This is a genomic window from Rhodococcus sp. ENV425 (genome assembly GCF_002887785.1).
GTDB lineage: Bacteria > Actinomycetota > Actinomycetes > Mycobacteriales > Mycobacteriaceae > Rhodococcus > Rhodococcus aetherivorans.
In genome coordinates, this window is the sequence record NZ_PCZU01000241.1 from 9,827 (window position 1) to 23,313 (window position 13,487).

The 13,487-nt window shown below is 69.5% G+C and carries 19 protein-coding genes; 12 read left to right on the top strand and 7 right to left on the bottom strand.

Annotated features, from left to right (window positions below; genetic code table 11):
• The 6 genes from CQZ88_RS31465 to CQZ88_RS20860 form a co-directional block, all read right to left on the bottom strand.
• A partial coding sequence (locus CQZ88_RS31465; RefSeq protein ID WP_258008702.1) for a transglycosylase domain-containing protein occupies positions 1–1,320 on the bottom strand: 1,320 nt, incomplete at its 3' end.
• Between the two features lie 110 nt (positions 1,321–1,430).
• Positions 1,431–1,628 (bottom strand): hypothetical protein, encoded by a 198-nt coding sequence (locus CQZ88_RS20840; protein WP_006932283.1) that lies wholly within the window; start codon positions 1,626–1,628, stop codon positions 1,431–1,433.
• On the bottom strand, positions 1,625–2,476 hold the full coding sequence (locus CQZ88_RS20845; protein WP_006932281.1) for a carbohydrate ABC transporter permease: 852 nt from the start codon (positions 2,474–2,476) through the stop codon (positions 1,625–1,627). Before CQZ88_RS20845 ends, CQZ88_RS20840 begins: the two co-directional genes overlap by 4 nt.
• Positions 2,473–3,555: a carbohydrate ABC transporter permease gene (locus CQZ88_RS20850; RefSeq protein WP_029546719.1), complete on the bottom strand. Its 1,083-nt coding sequence runs from the start codon at positions 3,553–3,555 to the stop codon at positions 2,473–2,475. Before CQZ88_RS20850 ends, CQZ88_RS20845 begins: the two co-directional genes overlap by 4 nt.
• 14 nt (positions 3,556–3,569) lie before the next feature.
• Positions 3,570–4,847: an ABC transporter substrate-binding protein gene (locus tag CQZ88_RS20855; RefSeq protein WP_006932272.1), complete on the bottom strand. Its 1,278-nt coding sequence runs from the start codon at positions 4,845–4,847 to the stop codon at positions 3,570–3,572.
• Between the two features lie 146 nt (positions 4,848–4,993).
• Complete coding sequence (locus CQZ88_RS20860) at positions 4,994–6,067, bottom strand: ABC transporter ATP-binding protein (protein WP_029546720.1); 1,074 nt, start codon at positions 6,065–6,067, stop codon at positions 4,994–4,996.
• An 85-nt stretch (positions 6,068–6,152) separates the two neighbouring features.
• On the opposite strand from CQZ88_RS20860, the gene CQZ88_RS20865 reads away from it, so the two are divergent.
• Complete coding sequence (locus tag CQZ88_RS20865) at positions 6,153–6,962, top strand: DUF2786 domain-containing protein (RefSeq protein WP_102800231.1); 810 nt, start codon at positions 6,153–6,155, stop codon at positions 6,960–6,962.
• A complete protein-coding gene (locus CQZ88_RS20870) occupies positions 6,959–7,474 on the top strand; it encodes a TIGR04338 family metallohydrolase (protein WP_102800232.1) in 516 nt (171 codons plus the stop codon). Before CQZ88_RS20865 ends, CQZ88_RS20870 begins: the two co-directional genes overlap by 4 nt.
• 26 nt (positions 7,475–7,500) lie before the next feature.
• On the opposite strand, the gene CQZ88_RS20875 is transcribed toward CQZ88_RS20870, so the two are convergent.
• Complete coding sequence (locus CQZ88_RS20875) at positions 7,501–7,722, bottom strand: CsbD family protein (protein WP_029546723.1); 222 nt, start codon at positions 7,720–7,722, stop codon at positions 7,501–7,503.
• Between the two features lie 292 nt (positions 7,723–8,014).
• On the opposite strand from CQZ88_RS20875, the gene CQZ88_RS20880 reads away from it, so the two are divergent.
• The 10 genes from CQZ88_RS20880 to CQZ88_RS20925 are packed head-to-tail and all read left to right on the top strand — an operon-like array spanning position 8,015 to position 13,479.
• Positions 8,015–8,743, top strand: coding sequence for a hypothetical protein (locus CQZ88_RS20880; protein WP_102800233.1), 729 nt, complete (start codon positions 8,015–8,017; stop codon positions 8,741–8,743).
• A 5-nt stretch (positions 8,744–8,748) separates the two neighbouring features.
• Positions 8,749–9,990, top strand: coding sequence for an SRPBCC family protein (locus tag CQZ88_RS20885; protein ID WP_102800234.1), 1,242 nt, complete (start codon positions 8,749–8,751; stop codon positions 9,988–9,990).
• Complete coding sequence (gene gvpJ, locus CQZ88_RS20890; protein WP_051446121.1) at positions 9,987–10,400, top strand: gas vesicle protein GvpJ; 414 nt, start codon at positions 9,987–9,989, stop codon at positions 10,398–10,400. Before CQZ88_RS20885 ends, gvpJ begins: the two co-directional genes overlap by 4 nt.
• Positions 10,400–11,197 (top strand): GvpL/GvpF family gas vesicle protein, encoded by a 798-nt coding sequence (locus CQZ88_RS20895; protein WP_043800938.1) that lies wholly within the window; start codon positions 10,400–10,402, stop codon positions 11,195–11,197. The genes gvpJ and CQZ88_RS20895 overlap by 1 nt, the downstream gene beginning before the upstream one ends.
• Before the next feature lie 3 nt (positions 11,198–11,200).
• The gene (locus CQZ88_RS20900; RefSeq protein ID WP_006932239.1) at positions 11,201–11,464 is read left to right on the top strand and encodes a gas vesicle protein GvpG; all 264 of its coding nucleotides are present in this window, start codon (positions 11,201–11,203) and stop codon (positions 11,462–11,464) included.
• Positions 11,461–11,796, top strand: coding sequence for a gas vesicle protein (locus tag CQZ88_RS20905; RefSeq protein WP_006932231.1), 336 nt, complete (start codon positions 11,461–11,463; stop codon positions 11,794–11,796). The genes CQZ88_RS20900 and CQZ88_RS20905 overlap by 4 nt, the downstream gene beginning before the upstream one ends.
• Positions 11,793–12,182 (top strand): gas vesicle protein GvpJ, encoded by a 390-nt coding sequence (locus CQZ88_RS20910; RefSeq protein ID WP_006932229.1) that lies wholly within the window; start codon positions 11,793–11,795, stop codon positions 12,180–12,182. Before CQZ88_RS20905 ends, CQZ88_RS20910 begins: the two co-directional genes overlap by 4 nt.
• On the top strand, positions 12,175–12,963 hold the full coding sequence (locus tag CQZ88_RS20915) for a GvpL/GvpF family gas vesicle protein (RefSeq protein ID WP_029546725.1): 789 nt from the start codon (positions 12,175–12,177) through the stop codon (positions 12,961–12,963). Before CQZ88_RS20910 ends, CQZ88_RS20915 begins: the two co-directional genes overlap by 8 nt.
• Entirely contained in the window at positions 12,960–13,193 is a 234-nt protein-coding gene (locus CQZ88_RS20920; RefSeq protein ID WP_043800949.1) for a gas vesicle protein, read from the top strand. The genes CQZ88_RS20915 and CQZ88_RS20920 overlap by 4 nt, the downstream gene beginning before the upstream one ends.
• On the top strand, positions 13,186–13,479 hold the full coding sequence (locus CQZ88_RS20925) for a gas vesicle protein K (protein WP_072636705.1): 294 nt from the start codon (positions 13,186–13,188) through the stop codon (positions 13,477–13,479). Before CQZ88_RS20920 ends, CQZ88_RS20925 begins: the two co-directional genes overlap by 8 nt.
• Positions 13,480–13,487 lie beyond the last annotated feature (8 nt).

The window sequence follows — 13,487 nt, forward strand, 5'->3', positions numbered from 1 at the left end:
CACGCCGCACGACTCGCCCTCGACGTTGCCGATCTCGAGATTGCCGACGGTCAGCGGAGCGCTGCTGAACCGGGCGTTCAGGCCGATGCCGTCCTTCAGCGCCGCGACGAGGCCGAACACCTTGAACGCCGAGCCGGTCTGCACGGGTGCCTGCGCGAAGTCGAACCCGGCACCCTCCTCGCCGCCGTAGTACGCCCGGACCGCGCCGGTGCGCGGATCGATCGACACGACGGCCGTGCGCAGGTTCGCCGGTTCGCCCTCGAGGGTCTCGCGAGCCGAGTCGATCGCCGCCTGCTGCGCCCGCGGATCGATCGTCGTCGTGATCTGCAGGCCCTCGGTGCTGAGCACCTGGCCGCTGATGCCCGCCGCCTCGAGCTCGCGGATCACCTGGGTGCGCAGCAGCCCCTCCGGTCCGCCGGCCTCGTTGGCCTGCGTCGCCTGCGCGGCCGGCACCGTCGGAGGAAACTCCTGGGCCTCGCGTTCGGCGGTGTCGAGCTCGCCCATCTCGACCATGCCGTCGAGGACGTAGTTCCAGCGCGCCTCGATCGCCGGCCGGTTGAACTCGGGGTCGAGCGCCGACGGGGTCTGGATCACCCCGGCGAGCACAGCGCCCTCGGCCACCGACAGCTCCCCGACCGGCTTGCCGAAGTACGCCTGCGCGGCGGCGGCGATGCCGTAGGCGCCGCGGCCGAAGTAGATGGTGTTCAGGTACGCCTGCAGGATCTCGTCCTTGGACCACTGCCTGGCCATCTTCGTCGAGATCACCAGCTCCCGCATCTTGCGGGTGACGGTCCGGTCGGCGCCGACGAGCACGTTCTTGACGTACTGCTGGGTGATGGTGGACCCGCCGCCGGCGGTTTCCTTGCCGAGCACGTTGTCGCGGGCCGCGCGGGCGAAGCCGCTGACCGAGAAGCCCGGGTTGCTGTAGAAGTTGCGGTCCTCGGCCGAGAGCACGGCGTTGCGCACGTGCTCCGGGATCTCCGCGAGGTCGACCTCGACACGGTTGCCCTCGGGTGGCACGATCCGGCTCAGCTCGGTGGTACCGTCCGCGGCGTAGACCGTCGCGACCTGATTGGTCCTCATGTCCGACGGGCGGGGCACGTCCGTCGACATGTACGCCACCGCGAACGCGAGCGCCGGCACGAGCACCAGAACGGCCACCACGGCGAGCGCGATGTTGCCGACGATGCGCCACCGCCGCGCTTTCGCAGCGGCGGTGGGTTTCCTGTGCTGGGGGTTCGACGGGGTCGTAGAACTCACACGTACCACTTTCTCGGAAAGATCCGGGTCCGACGAATGATCGCACCCTCTCGATCGCATGGTACGGAGTTCCGTCCCGATGTGACGGGTACCGCAGGCCGCGCGGACACCGCTCGGCCCGCGCGCCCCGGCGGAGAAACCGCCTCCGAGCTGCGGCGATACGGCACCCCTCAGGAGCCCGCGCGCCGCCAGGCCCGGAACGTCAGCCCCCACGCCGCCACGCACCCGAGCAGCACCAGCGACGGGACCACCCCGGGCGAGGCGGACAGCAGCTCGGCGACCGCACCGACCAGCGCCAGCAGCGTGACCATGGTCAGGAACCCGAGCAGCAGCTCGAGCCGCTGCCGGCGCGACGGCCGGCGGCTCACGACTTGACGCCGCCGGCGGTCAGGCCCGCGATGATGCGACGCTGGAAGATCAGCACCATCACCACCAGCGGCACCATCACCAGGGTGCCGCCCGCCATGATCGACGCATACGGCGTCACATACGGGTCGGTCCCGGTGAACCGGGCCATCGCCACGGTCACCGGGGCGGTCTTCTCGCTCGACAGCTGCGACATGAGCAGGAACTCGTTGACGGTCGCGATGAACGCGAGGATCGCGGTGGTGAACAGCGCCGGCGCCGCGAGCGGCAGCATGATCATCCGGAACGCCTGGCCCCGGCTGGCGCCGTCCATGCGGGCGGCCTCCTCGAGCTCCCAGGGCAGCTCGGAGAAGAACGAGGTCAGCGTGTAGATCGTCAGCGGCAGCACGAACGAGATGTTCGGGATGATCAGGGCCTTGTAGCTGCCGATCCAGCCGATGTCGGTGAACAGCTGGAACAGCGGCGTCACCAGTGCGACGACGGGGAACATCGATGCGCCGAGGATGATGCCGGTGACGAAGTACTTGCCGCGGAAGTCGAACCGGGACAGCGCGTAGGCGGTGAAGACACCGACCAGCAGCGCGATCGCGGTGGTGGCCCCGGCGATGATCACGCTGTTGAGCAGCGCCCGGGAGAAGTTGACCTTCGCGGACGGGTCCAGGGCGTCCGCGAAGTTCTGCAGCGTCGGGTTCGTCGGCCACGGCGTGGTGCTGAACGTGTCCGCCGGGTCGCGCAGCGCGGTGACGATCATCCAGTAGCACGGGGCCAGGCCCCACACGACGATGAGTGCGACGCCGGCGTAGGTGCCGATGCTGCCGCGCAGGGCCTTGCCGGTGCCCGGTCGGCTCATGCCGGGGTCCCCTTCCGCTGTTCTTCCTGCGTGCGCACCGCGTTGGCGCCGAGGAACCGGACCAGGACGAACGCCACCGCGAAGATGATGAGGAACGTGATCGTCGACAGGGCCGACGCGGAGTTCGCGCCCTGGCGCATCTGGTCGACCACCAGCACCGAGATGGTGGAGGTGGCCGGGTTGGAGCCCATCATGATGGCGGGCAGGTCGTACATGCGCAGCGCGTCCATCGTGCGGAACAGGATCGCGACCATGAGCGCCGGCTTCACCAGCGGCAGCGTGATCTGGGTGAACCGCTGCCAGGCGGACGCGCCGTCGACCTTGGCGGCCTCGTACACGTCCGACGGGATCATCTGCAGCCCGGCCAGGATGAGCAGCGCCATGAACGGAGCGGTCTTCCACACGTCGGCGACGATGATCGCGAACCGCGCGGGCCACGGGTCGGCCGTCCACAGGATCTCGGTGCCGAGGATCTGGTTGGCGATGCCGTCGTTGGCGAAGATGAAGAACCACAGCTTCGCGGTGACCGCGGTGGGGATCGCCCACGGCACCAGCACCGACGCGCGCAGCAGGCCGCGACCGCGGAACGACTTCGCCATCACCAGCGCCATCGCGAACCCGATGACCGTCTCCAGCGCCACCGTCACCACGGTGAAGAAGAAGGTGTTGCCCACCGAACCCCAGAACTGCGAGCCGAGGGTGCCCGGCGGGCACGGGATCGAGCCCGTCGCGGTGCCGCAGCTCTGCGTGATCCAGCGGACGTAGTTCTCGACGCCGACGAAGCCGCCGGTGACGAACCGGCCCGTCTCGGGATCGAGCTTCTTCGCGTCGCCGTGGAACGACATCCACACCGCCCGGCCGAGCGGATACAGGATGACGACGGCCAGCACGACCAGTGTCGGCGCGACGAACGCCCACACCGGTATCCGCCGGCGCGCCTTCACTGCCGCGGCCGGCGGCTCGGGGGGCTCGGGAGCCCGGTGCCGGCCGCCTCCACGGCCACGGTCGGGACCGATCACTGCGGTCCCGACCGTGGTGGTGGGCGACTGGTCCGCGGGCTCGACCTGCGGCTTCGCCATGTACTACTCCTGCATCAGTTGCCGGCGGTCTCGATGCCGGCCTTGGTGTCCGCGAGCGCCTGATCCACCGTCTTCTCACCGCGGATCGCCGCGTAGGCGTTGTCGCGGATGGCCTTGGAGACCTGCGAGTAGTACGGGGTGACCGGACGCGGCTGCGCGTTGGCCAGGGATTCCTTCAGCGTCGCGAAGTACGGGTACTGCTCGAGGATCTGCGGGTCGTCGTAGACCTCCTCGAGGACCGGCGCGCCACCGGCCTCGGCGTAGTAGGTCTGCGACTTGCGCGTCTGCATGAACTCGAGGAAGTCGCGGGCGGTCGCCGGCGCATCGGAGAACGCGCTGATGCCGACGTTGTAGCCGCCCAGGGTGGAGGCGCCGGGGCCGTCCACGCCCGGCAGCACCGCGATGCCGTAGCGGCCGGCGACCGACGAGGACTCACCGTCGGTGAAGAAGCCCGGCCAGGTGCGCATGAACAGGGCGCGGCCCTCGCCGAAGGCGTTCTGCGACTCGCCCTCGGTGTACGTCTGCGCGGCCTCGGGGATGGTCCCGTCCTTGAACGAGTCGACGACGAACTGCAGCCCCTCGGCGGTCTTGTCATCGATGGCCGGCGTGGTGCCGTCCTCGGCGACGAAGCTGCCACCGTAGGCGTTGACGATCTCGGAGACGTTGACCGTCAGGCCCTCGTAGTTCTTGAACTGGCCGACGTAGCAGTCGATGCCCGCCTCCTGCGCCTTCGGGCACTGCTCCTTCAGCTCCGCCCACGTGGCGGGGGCCTTGTCGACCAGGTCGGTGCGGTAGTACAGGAACGCGCCGTTGGTGTTCTTCGGCGCCGCGTACAGGGTGCCGTTGTAGGTGGCGGAGTCGACCGTGGCGGGCAGCAGGCCGCCGGTCTCGATCGCGTAGTCACCCTCGAGCGGCCGCAGCCAGCCGTTGGCCGCGAACTCGGCGGTGTTGGTGACGTCCACGGCGATGAGGTCGTACTCGTCGCTCTGGGCCTGCATGCGCTGGGTGATGTCGTCGCGCTGCTGGTCCGCTTCCTTGCCCAGCGGCTTGAAGGTGACCTGCTCGTCCGGGTGCTCCGCGTTCCAGTCGGCGATGATGCTCTCGAGCGCCGTGTTCAGCGGATCCTGACCCTCGACGATCGTGATGGGGCCGCGGCCCTCACCGCCGGCGGCGGTGCCCCCTTCGCTGCCCGAGTCCGAGCCGCCGTCGGAGGAACAGGCCGTGAGCACCAGCAGCGACGCGGCGGACGCCGCGACCGCCGCGCGGCGCATCGCCTTCGAGTTCAGAATCATGAATGACTCCCCGTTGAGATCGTGAGAAAAGCCTCGTCGGCGGCACCCGGCCACCGACATCGGCCCTTACTCTGGCATGGAGGGCACCGGAGTGCAGGGATTCCGCGCGACCTTGATCGGTTCCGTGTCGTGCCCTGCCGCTCGGCTCAGCCCAGGCGACGGCCGTCGGATGTGGTGAAGACGTGCACCTGGTCCGGGTCGAACCGCAGGTGCACCCGCTCGCCCTTGTGGGGCGGATTGCGCCAGTCCCCGCGCGCGACGACCTGCTGCGGGCGGCCGGCGATCTGGGCGCGGCCGTAGATGTAGGCGTCGGAGCCGAGTTCCTCGACGACGTCGACGTCCATCCCCAGGCCGTCGGGCGCGATCTCGAAATGCTCGGGACGGATGCCGACCACCACCTCCGACTCGGTGACCCGGCCGACGACGTCGCGCGGCACCTGCACGGCGGTGTCGCCGAGCATCACCCCGCGGTCGAAGACCGGCAGCCTGAACAGGTTCATCGCCGGCGAGCCCATGAATCCGGCGACGAACACGTTGGCGGGCTTGTTGTAGAGCACGCGCGGCGACGCGCACTGCTGCAGGATCCCCTTGTCGAGCACGGCGACGCGGTCGCCCATCGTCATCGCCTCCACCTGGTCGTGCGTGACGTAGACGGTGGTGGTGCCGAGGCGGCGCTGCAGCTGCGCGATCTGGGTGCGGGTCTGCACGCGCAGCTTCGCGTCGAGGTTGGACAGCGGCTCGTCCATCAGGAACACCTGCGGCTGGCGGACGATGGCGCGGCCCATGGCGACACGCTGCCGCTGCCCACCGGACAGCGCCTTGGGCTTGCGGTCGAGGTACTGCTCGAGGTCGAGCATCTTCGCGACCTCCTCGACCCGCGCGCGGATCTCCGCCTTCGGCGTCTTGGCGAGCTTGAGGGCGAAGCCCATGTTCTCGGCGACGGACATGTGCGGGTAGAGGGCGTAGTTCTGGAACACCATCGCGATGTCCCGGTCCTTGGGCTCCTGCGCCGTGACGTCGCGGCCGCCGATGAGGATGCGTCCGCTGTGCACCTGTTCGAGTCCCGCGAGCATCCGCAGGGAGGTGGACTTGCCGCAGCCGGACGGGCCGACCAGGACGAGGAACTCGCCGTCCTCGATCTCCAGGTTCAACGCGTCGACGGCAGGCGTGGTCGACCCGGGGAACAGACAGGTCGCGTGGTCGAAGGTCACTGGGGCCATGGCAGGAGAATAGGCGACCCCGTCGCCGTGGTGTCCTTTCGGATCACCACGGGTCCGAAAGGGCACCACGGCGTAGCCTGCCTGGGTGAGTTCGGAGAAGATGCTGACCCGCATCGGTGGCCTGCTCCGTCAGGCGGAATCCACCGACAACCCCCACGAGGCCGACGCGTTCCTCGCCGCCGCGCAGCGGCTGGCCACGGCGGCGTCGGTGGATCTGGCGGTGGCGCGTGCCCACACGGCGGGCCGGGAGCGCCGGGCCACCCCCGTGCAGCGCCTGATCACCATCGGCGAGGCCGGCCGGAAGGGGTTGCGGACGTACGCGCAGCTGTTCCTGGCGATCGCCGCCGCCAACGACGTCCAGTGCGACATCACCACGACGTCGACGGTGATCTACGCCTACGGCTTCGCCTCCGACATCGACGTGTGCGAGGCGCTGTACTCCTCGCTGCTGGTGCAGATGGTCCGCGCCTCCGACGCGTACCTGCGCTCGGGCACCTACAAGGAGGAGACGACGGTGCGCACGGTGGTCGAGACCCGCGGGGGACGGCGGGTGCGGGCCCGGGTGCGCCGGCCCGTCGCGGCCGTCACCGCGCGGCTGAACTTCCAGTCGGCGTTCGCGGCGCGGATCGGCCGGCGGCTCGCGGAGGCGAAGCAGGACGCGGAGCAGGAGGCGGCGGCCGCCGCACCGGGCACGGCCCTGGTACTGCGGGACAAGCAGATCGAGCTGCGAGACTTCTACCGCAGCACGTCCGAGGCGCGCGGCAGCTGGCGCGGGCCGGGGGTGGGGGTGGGGCACTCGTCCGACGCCCGTCGCGCGGGGGACCGGGCGGGACGGCAGGCGCGCCTGGGAACGGCTCCGGAACTGCCGACTCCGGCCCGGCGGTTGCCGCGGTGACCCGACTGCGCGACACCCAGAGGACCGCCGTCTACGAGGCGGAGTCCTTGGTACGCAAGATGTTCGACCGCGCCGACGAGCGCGGACTCCGGGTGGTGGAGCTCGCCGGGTCGCAGGTGACCCTGCCGGCGGAGCGGCGCTTCGCCTCCATCGATTCCGTCCAGGCGTACGTGGACTCGGTGCTGGCGCTGAACTGGGTGCGGGCGCGCTGGTCGCGGGCGTCGGTGCGGGTGCGCGTCCGCGCACGCGCCGGCCATGCCGCCGCTCACTACGAAAGCGATTGCGCCACAATCGCGCTCCCGGAGCACCGCGCGAACACCGCGTGGGCGTTCCGCGAGCTGGTGGTGCTGCACGAGCTGGCGCACCATCTGGATGCGTCCGATCCGGACGATCCGGCGGAGCCGCCGCACGGGCCCGCGTTCGTCGACCGGTTCCTGACCCTGGTCGGCGAGATCATCGGGCCCGAGGCGGCGTTCGCCCTGCGCGCCTGCGGCTTCGCCGCCTGCGAATGACACCCGCCGGCGGCGCGCCGGGAGGCTCAGCGGAGATCGGAACGATGTGACCTGTTCTTGAATCGTCCTTGGGCATTCCTTACCGCGTGGGTGAGGTTGTCGCCGAACTGCTTGACGCGCCCGGAGACCTGGCCGCGCCTGCCCACGCTCTGCAGGTTCTTGTTTCCGGTCCGCTTGCCCAGGTTGTACCGGGTCTTGCCGACCACTTCCTCGGCCTTGTGCATCACCTTGTTGGCGAGGTGAGCCATGGTGCCCTCCTTAGCATTTCTGCGGGGACGGAGCCGCGCCCCGTCGAGGGTGGTCATACCCCCGGGGTGCCGCCGGGAAACACCTCCGGGACATACCGATCAGTCCTTTATCACACCCTGATGGTGCCGCACGCGCATTCCTGTTGATCGTCAGCGAACCGATGTTTGAAATGCGTAGTGTGGGCTACACCACATTCGAACCGCACCGCGGGCCCGACGCACCGGACCAGACATCGTGCGCAGCCGAGAACCTGCCCGCATCGCGGCCACTTGCAGGCGAAGGAGAATGGTCATGAAAGGTGGGGCACGAGTTGCCGCCGGGGTGAGTATCGGGTACTTCCTCGGTCGCACGCACAAGATGCGGCTGGCGTTGATGCTCGCGGGGGCAGGCCTGACGGGACGCCTGCCCAGCAACCCGCAGGACATCCTCAAGCGTGGGGCCTCGATGGTCGGGTCCTCACCGGAACTCGTCAAGATCACCGATTCGGTTCGTGGCGAACTGATGAGCGCCGCCCGCGCGGCCGCGGTCACCGCCGCGAGCAACCGGATCGATTCGCTCAACGATCGGCTCCAGCAGCGCGCCGCCGGACGTTCCAAGGCTGCCGAGGAGGAGCCGGAGGAAGAGGAGTACGCCGACGAGGGACCCGAAGACGAGTACGCCGAAGGCGAATACGAGGAGGAGCCGGGCGAGGAGTCCGCCGAGGAGGAGGAGTACCCGGAAGAGGAAGCCGAAGAGGAAGAGGCCGACGAGGAGGAAGAGGGCGCTCCGGAAGAGGCCGAGGAAGCCGAGGAGGAAGAAGCCGAGGAGGAGGCCCCGAAGCCCGCGCGGCGGCGGCCCGCCGCCCGACGGCGTACCGCGGAATCCGCGAGCCGTCCCAAGGCATCCCGGGCCAAGTCGAAGCCACAGGAACCGGACGAGGCCGGCGACGAGGACGAGGAGCCGTCGAAGCCCCGGCGGCGCAGCACCCGCGCCGCGGCATCCGCCACCGGACGCGCTCCGGTCCGGCGGACGAGGAAGTGAGTCCGATGACGCGAACACTCGGAGAGGCCACCCGCCGGCTGGGCAAGACCGCCACGGAGACCGTGGGCAAGGCCGGCAAGACCGCCGCCGGCACCGCGGGACAGGCCGGTAAGACGGCCACCGGGGCGGCCGGAAGCGCCGGCAAGGCGGTGCAGGACCTCTCACCCACCAAGCACCTGCAGAAATCACTGCAGGGTCTGGCCGGAACGTTTGCCGAGCGTGCCCTGTCGGCGGTCTCCGACAAGGTGACCGGGACTGCCGGGCGCCTCAACGACTATGCCGAGGGCGGGGGCGGGAACCTGCTCGGAGCGGTGACCGGTGTGCAGAAGTCCGGCGAGGGCGAGTCGCGGTTCAGCGGAGCCATGGAGAACATCAAGCAGACCGCCAAGGACAAGTTCGAGGACGTGAAGGAATCCCTCGGCGGAGGCGGCAAGGGTAAGGGCGGCGGCGGCAAGAAGATCAAGCTCACCAATATCGTCGAACAGGTCGACGTCGGCGTTCCGATCCGGCTCGCCTACGACCAGTGGACCCTGTTCGCGGACTGGCCGAAGTTCATGAAGAAGGTCGAGCAGGTCGAGCAGGCCTCGGACGAGAAGCTGCAGTGGACCGGCAAGGTGTTCTGGTCCCGGCGCAACTGGGAGTCGACGATCCTCGAACAGGTTCCGTTCGATCGGATCGTGTGGCGCTCGAAGGGCGCCAAGGGCTACATCGACGGGGCGGTGACCTTCCACGAGATCACCGACAACCTGACCCGCATCATCATGGTGCTCGAGTACCACCCCAAGGGGCTGTTCGAGAAGACGGCCAACCTGTGGCGAGCCGTGGGACGACGAGCACGACTGGAGCTCAAGCACTTCGAACGCCATGTGATGACCGAGGCCGTCCTGCACGCCGAGGACATCCAGGGCTGGCACGGCGAGATCCGCGACAGCGAGGTCGTCAAGGACGACGAGACCGCCCGGCGCGAAGAGGAAGAACAGGAGCAGGAGGACCAGGAGCAGGACGTCGGGGACGAAGGCGCGGAGGACGAACTCGCCGAGGAAGAGACCGAGGACGAGGAGGAACTCCCCGAGGACGAACTCTCCGAAGAGGAGGACGAGGAGGAGCTCCCCGAGGATCAGGACGAGGAAGACGAGGGCCTGCAGGACGAAGCCGACGAGGAGCCGGAGGAGGAACCGGCACCCGCACGTCGACGGCGCGCGGGCACAAGCACCCGCAAGGGTGCCAGGCGAGGAGCACGCACATGACCATCCAACCCGCCGGCGGCGGCGGCGGCGGAGGTGGCGGCGGCACGATGGCCCGCCCCAACTCCTCCGGTCTGGCCGACGTCATCGACACCATCCTGGACAAGGGACTCGTCATCGACGCGTTCGTGCGGGTGTCGCTGGTGGGCATCGAACTGCTGACCATCGACGCACGCATCGTGGTGGCCAGTGTCGATACCTATCTGCGGTTCGCCGAGGCGGTGAACCGGCTCGAGATCTCGCAGAACGAACCGAAGGGCCTGCCCGACCTCGTCGGTGACATCACCCAGGGCGGGGCGAAGCACAAGACCAAGGGCGCGCTCGAGGCCGCGGGCGAGAAGGTCATGGACTTCCTCGGCGACGTGGAAGACAAACGGCAGACGGCCAGCCGACCGAAGAGAAGGGGGGATTGATGTCCACCGATCAGGCCGCAGAGGCACCCGAGAGCGAGGGCGGGCAGAGCACCGCGATGTACGTCTACGGCATCGTGCCGGCCGACGTGGAGCCCGAGGAGCACGCGAAGGGCGTGGGGAAGCCCCAGAGCGACGTTGCGGTGGTGCGCCACGGCGACATCGCCGCACTGGTCAGCGAGATCTCGGTCGACCGGCCGCTCGGCACGCCCGACGATCTGAAGGCGCACGCGGAACTGCTGGACGGTTCCGCGGCCGTCGCACCCGTGCTGCCGCTGCGGTTCGGGGCGGTGATGACGGATGCGGAGGCGGTGGAGAGGGAGCTGCTTGAGGAGAACCACGACGAGCTGAAGGCAGCACTGGACGAGCTCGAGGGGCGTGCGCAGTTCGTGATCAAGGGCCGCTACGTCGAGAACGCGGTCCTGCGCGAGGTGCTCGACGAGAACTCCGAGGCCGCCCGGCTGCGCGACGAGATCCGCGACAAGTCGGAGGACGCCACCCGCGACGCCCGCATGGCTCTCGGGGAGATCATCAGCCAGGCGATCGAGACCAAACGCGCCGAGGACACCCGCCGGGTGATCGACGCCCTCGAGGCCCTCGAACCGATGGTCAACGAGCGGCAGCCCACGCATGAGGAGGACGCGGCCCACGTCGCCGTCCTCGTCGAACTCGACCGTCAGGGCGAGCTCGAGGAGGCGGTGGGTTCGCTCGCGCACGAGTGGGACGGCCGGGTCGAGATGACACTGCTGGGCCCGATGGCGGCGTACGACTTCGTGATGAAGCGGGAACCGGAGGGCTGACACATGGGACTGATCTCGTCCATCCTCTTGTTGCCGCTCGCCCCGGTCAAAGGCGTGCTCTGGCTCGGCGAAGTCATCCAGGACCAGGTCGAGCAGACACTCCACGATCCGGCGACCATTCGGAGGGAACTCGAGGAGATCGACGAGGCGGCGGCGGCCGGTCGACTGTCGGAGGACGAGAAGGAGAAGGCGCAGCAGGCGGTCCTCGACCGCATGATCCGGCCTGGCGGCGGTACGGCACCCGCCGGGGGGAGTGAGAACCTGTGAGCGGCAGGGCGACGCCCGAGGATTCCGACGACGTCTACGACGACGACGAGCAGCCGCCGCCCCTGACGGCAGGGGAGGCCGCCGCGGCCGCCCTCGAGCACCTCGTGGAGCTGACCTCGAAGGAGCCCCAGGGGGCCACCTCGGTGGAGCCGGCCGATCACGGCTGGACCGTGGAGATCGAGGTGCTCGAGGATCGGCGCATCCCGTCGTCGGCGGACATGCTGGCCCTCTACGAGGTGGAGATCGACCTGGACGGAAACCTGCTGGCATACCGCCGAACCAAGCGCTACGGCCGCGGCAGCAGCGACATCGGCGAAAGGGCCCGGCGATGACCGTGATGGGGGGCAGCTCGTCGCCGCAGCCGTCCGGGGGCGGTCACCAGTCGACGAACCTCGGCGACATCCTCGAGCGGGTCCTCGACAAGGGCCTGGTGATCGCCGGCGACATCCAGGTCAATCTGCTCGACATCGAGTTGCTCACCATCAAACTGCGGTTGGTGATCGCCTCCCTCGAGACGGCGAAGGCCGTGGGCATCGACTGGTGGGAGTCGGATCCGTGGCTCAGCAGCAAGGCCCGCAACCGCGAGATCGATCGGGAGGACGACAAGCTGGAACTCGAGAACCGGCGGCTGCGCGAGCGGATCGCCGAACTCGAGTCCGGGCAGGGCCGCCGCGAGGCCGTCGAGAGCGCTCGTGTGGAAGAGGAGGATCGTGACTGACGGAACCGGAGTGTGGTTGTACGCCGTGACGGACGACGGGCTCGCCGAGGAGGACCTCGGCGGGCTCACCGGCGTCGCAGGGGAAGCGGTGCGCGCCGTGACCGCCGGGGGCCACTCCGCCGTCGTGGGTTCGGTGCCGCTCGAGGTGTTCGGGGAGGAGCCGTTGCGGCACAACCTCGAGGACCTACAGTGGCTCGAGGCGACGGCCCGGGCGCACGACGCCGTGGTGTCCGCCCTCGTGCGGCGGGGTGCGGTGATCCCGCTGCGCCTGGCCACCGTCTATCTCGACGACGCCCGCGTGCGCGATCTGCTGGACGAGCGGCGTGCGGACTTCGAGTCGGCGCTGGCCCTGGTGACCGGCCGCACGGAGTGGGGGGTCAAGGCGTACGGCGACCGGCGGGCCCTCGCCGACGCGGTGGCGGAGGCGCAGATCGCGGGCAGCGCCAAGGGCTCCGGCACCGCCTACCTGCTCCGTCGCCGCGCCCAGCTGTCGGCGCAGGAGTCCGTCGAGCGCGACGCCGCGGCCCGCGCCGACGAGATCCACTCCCGGTTGGTGCGGCAGGCCGCCGCCGGCCGGCGTCAAGCCGCGACGGATCCGGCGCTGAGCGGCCGGCGGGACTGGATGGTGCTCAACGGAACCTATCTGGTGGACGACGACCGCGCGGACGAGTTCGCGGCGACGGTCGAGGAACTCGGCAAGGAGTTTCCCGGGATCCGGCTCGAGCTGACCGGGCCGTGGCCGCCGTATTCGTTCGCCGGTGTGGAGCGGACATCCCCATGAATCACGTCAGCGAGAGCGCCGACGGCGAGCGCCGCATCGCCCTCATCGACCTGCTGGACCGGGTGCTCGCCGGCGGGGTCGTCATCACCGGCGACATCAAGCTCTCCATCGCGGACGTCGACATGGTGCAGATCTCGCTGCGTGCCCTGATCTCGTCCATCAGCACGCTGTCGGCAACCGGGATCGAACCGCCCGTCCCTCGCGACGCCCTGGAGGCGCCGGATGAGTGAATTCGACGGCATTTCACCGCGTATCGACTCGGATCCCGAGTCGGTCGAGCGTGGGCTGGTCACGCTCGTCCTCACCCTCGTGGAGCTGCTGCGGCAGCTGATGGAGCGGCAGGCGCTGCGGCGCGTGGACGAGGGGGACCTGAGCGACGAGCAGATCGAGCGCATCGGCACCACCCTCATGCTGCTCGAGGAACGCATGGGGGAGTTGCGTGACCACTTCGGGCTCACCCCCGAGGATCTCAACATCGACCTCGGACCGCTGGGGACGCTGCTGCCCCGGGAGTGAGCCCGCGC

Bases quoted from the DNA above. Each gene is read 5' to 3' on its own strand.
- CQZ88_RS20875 (WP_029546723.1), bottom strand. From the start codon at position 7,722: ATGGCTCACCTCGCCAACAAGGTGATGCACAAGGCCGAGGAAGTGGTC.
- CQZ88_RS20910 (WP_006932229.1), top strand. From the start codon at position 11,793: ATGACCGTGATGGGGGGCAGCTCGTCGCCGCAGCCGTCCGGGGGCGGT.
- CQZ88_RS20855 (WP_006932272.1), bottom strand. From the start codon at position 4,847: ATGATTCTGAACTCGAAGGCGATGCGCCGCGCGGCGGTCGCGGCGTCC.
- CQZ88_RS20850 (WP_029546719.1), bottom strand. From the start codon at position 3,555: ATGGCGAAGCCGCAGGTCGAGCCCGCGGACCAGTCGCCCACCACCACG.
- CQZ88_RS20880 (WP_102800233.1), top strand. From the start codon at position 8,015: ATGAAAGGTGGGGCACGAGTTGCCGCCGGGGTGAGTATCGGGTACTTC.
- CQZ88_RS20895 (WP_043800938.1), top strand. From the start codon at position 10,400: ATGTCCACCGATCAGGCCGCAGAGGCACCCGAGAGCGAGGGCGGGCAG.
- CQZ88_RS20925 (WP_072636705.1), top strand. From the start codon at position 13,186: ATGAGTGAATTCGACGGCATTTCACCGCGTATCGACTCGGATCCCGAG.
- CQZ88_RS20845 (WP_006932281.1), bottom strand. From the start codon at position 2,476: ATGAGCCGACCGGGCACCGGCAAGGCCCTGCGCGGCAGCATCGGCACC.
- CQZ88_RS20885 (WP_102800234.1), top strand. From the start codon at position 8,749: ATGACGCGAACACTCGGAGAGGCCACCCGCCGGCTGGGCAAGACCGCC.
- gvpJ (WP_051446121.1), top strand. From the start codon at position 9,987: ATGACCATCCAACCCGCCGGCGGCGGCGGCGGCGGAGGTGGCGGCGGC.
- CQZ88_RS20920 (WP_043800949.1), top strand. From the start codon at position 12,960: ATGAATCACGTCAGCGAGAGCGCCGACGGCGAGCGCCGCATCGCCCTC.
- CQZ88_RS20860 (WP_029546720.1), bottom strand. From the start codon at position 6,067: ATGGCCCCAGTGACCTTCGACCACGCGACCTGTCTGTTCCCCGGGTCG.
- CQZ88_RS20900 (WP_006932239.1), top strand. From the start codon at position 11,201: ATGGGACTGATCTCGTCCATCCTCTTGTTGCCGCTCGCCCCGGTCAAA.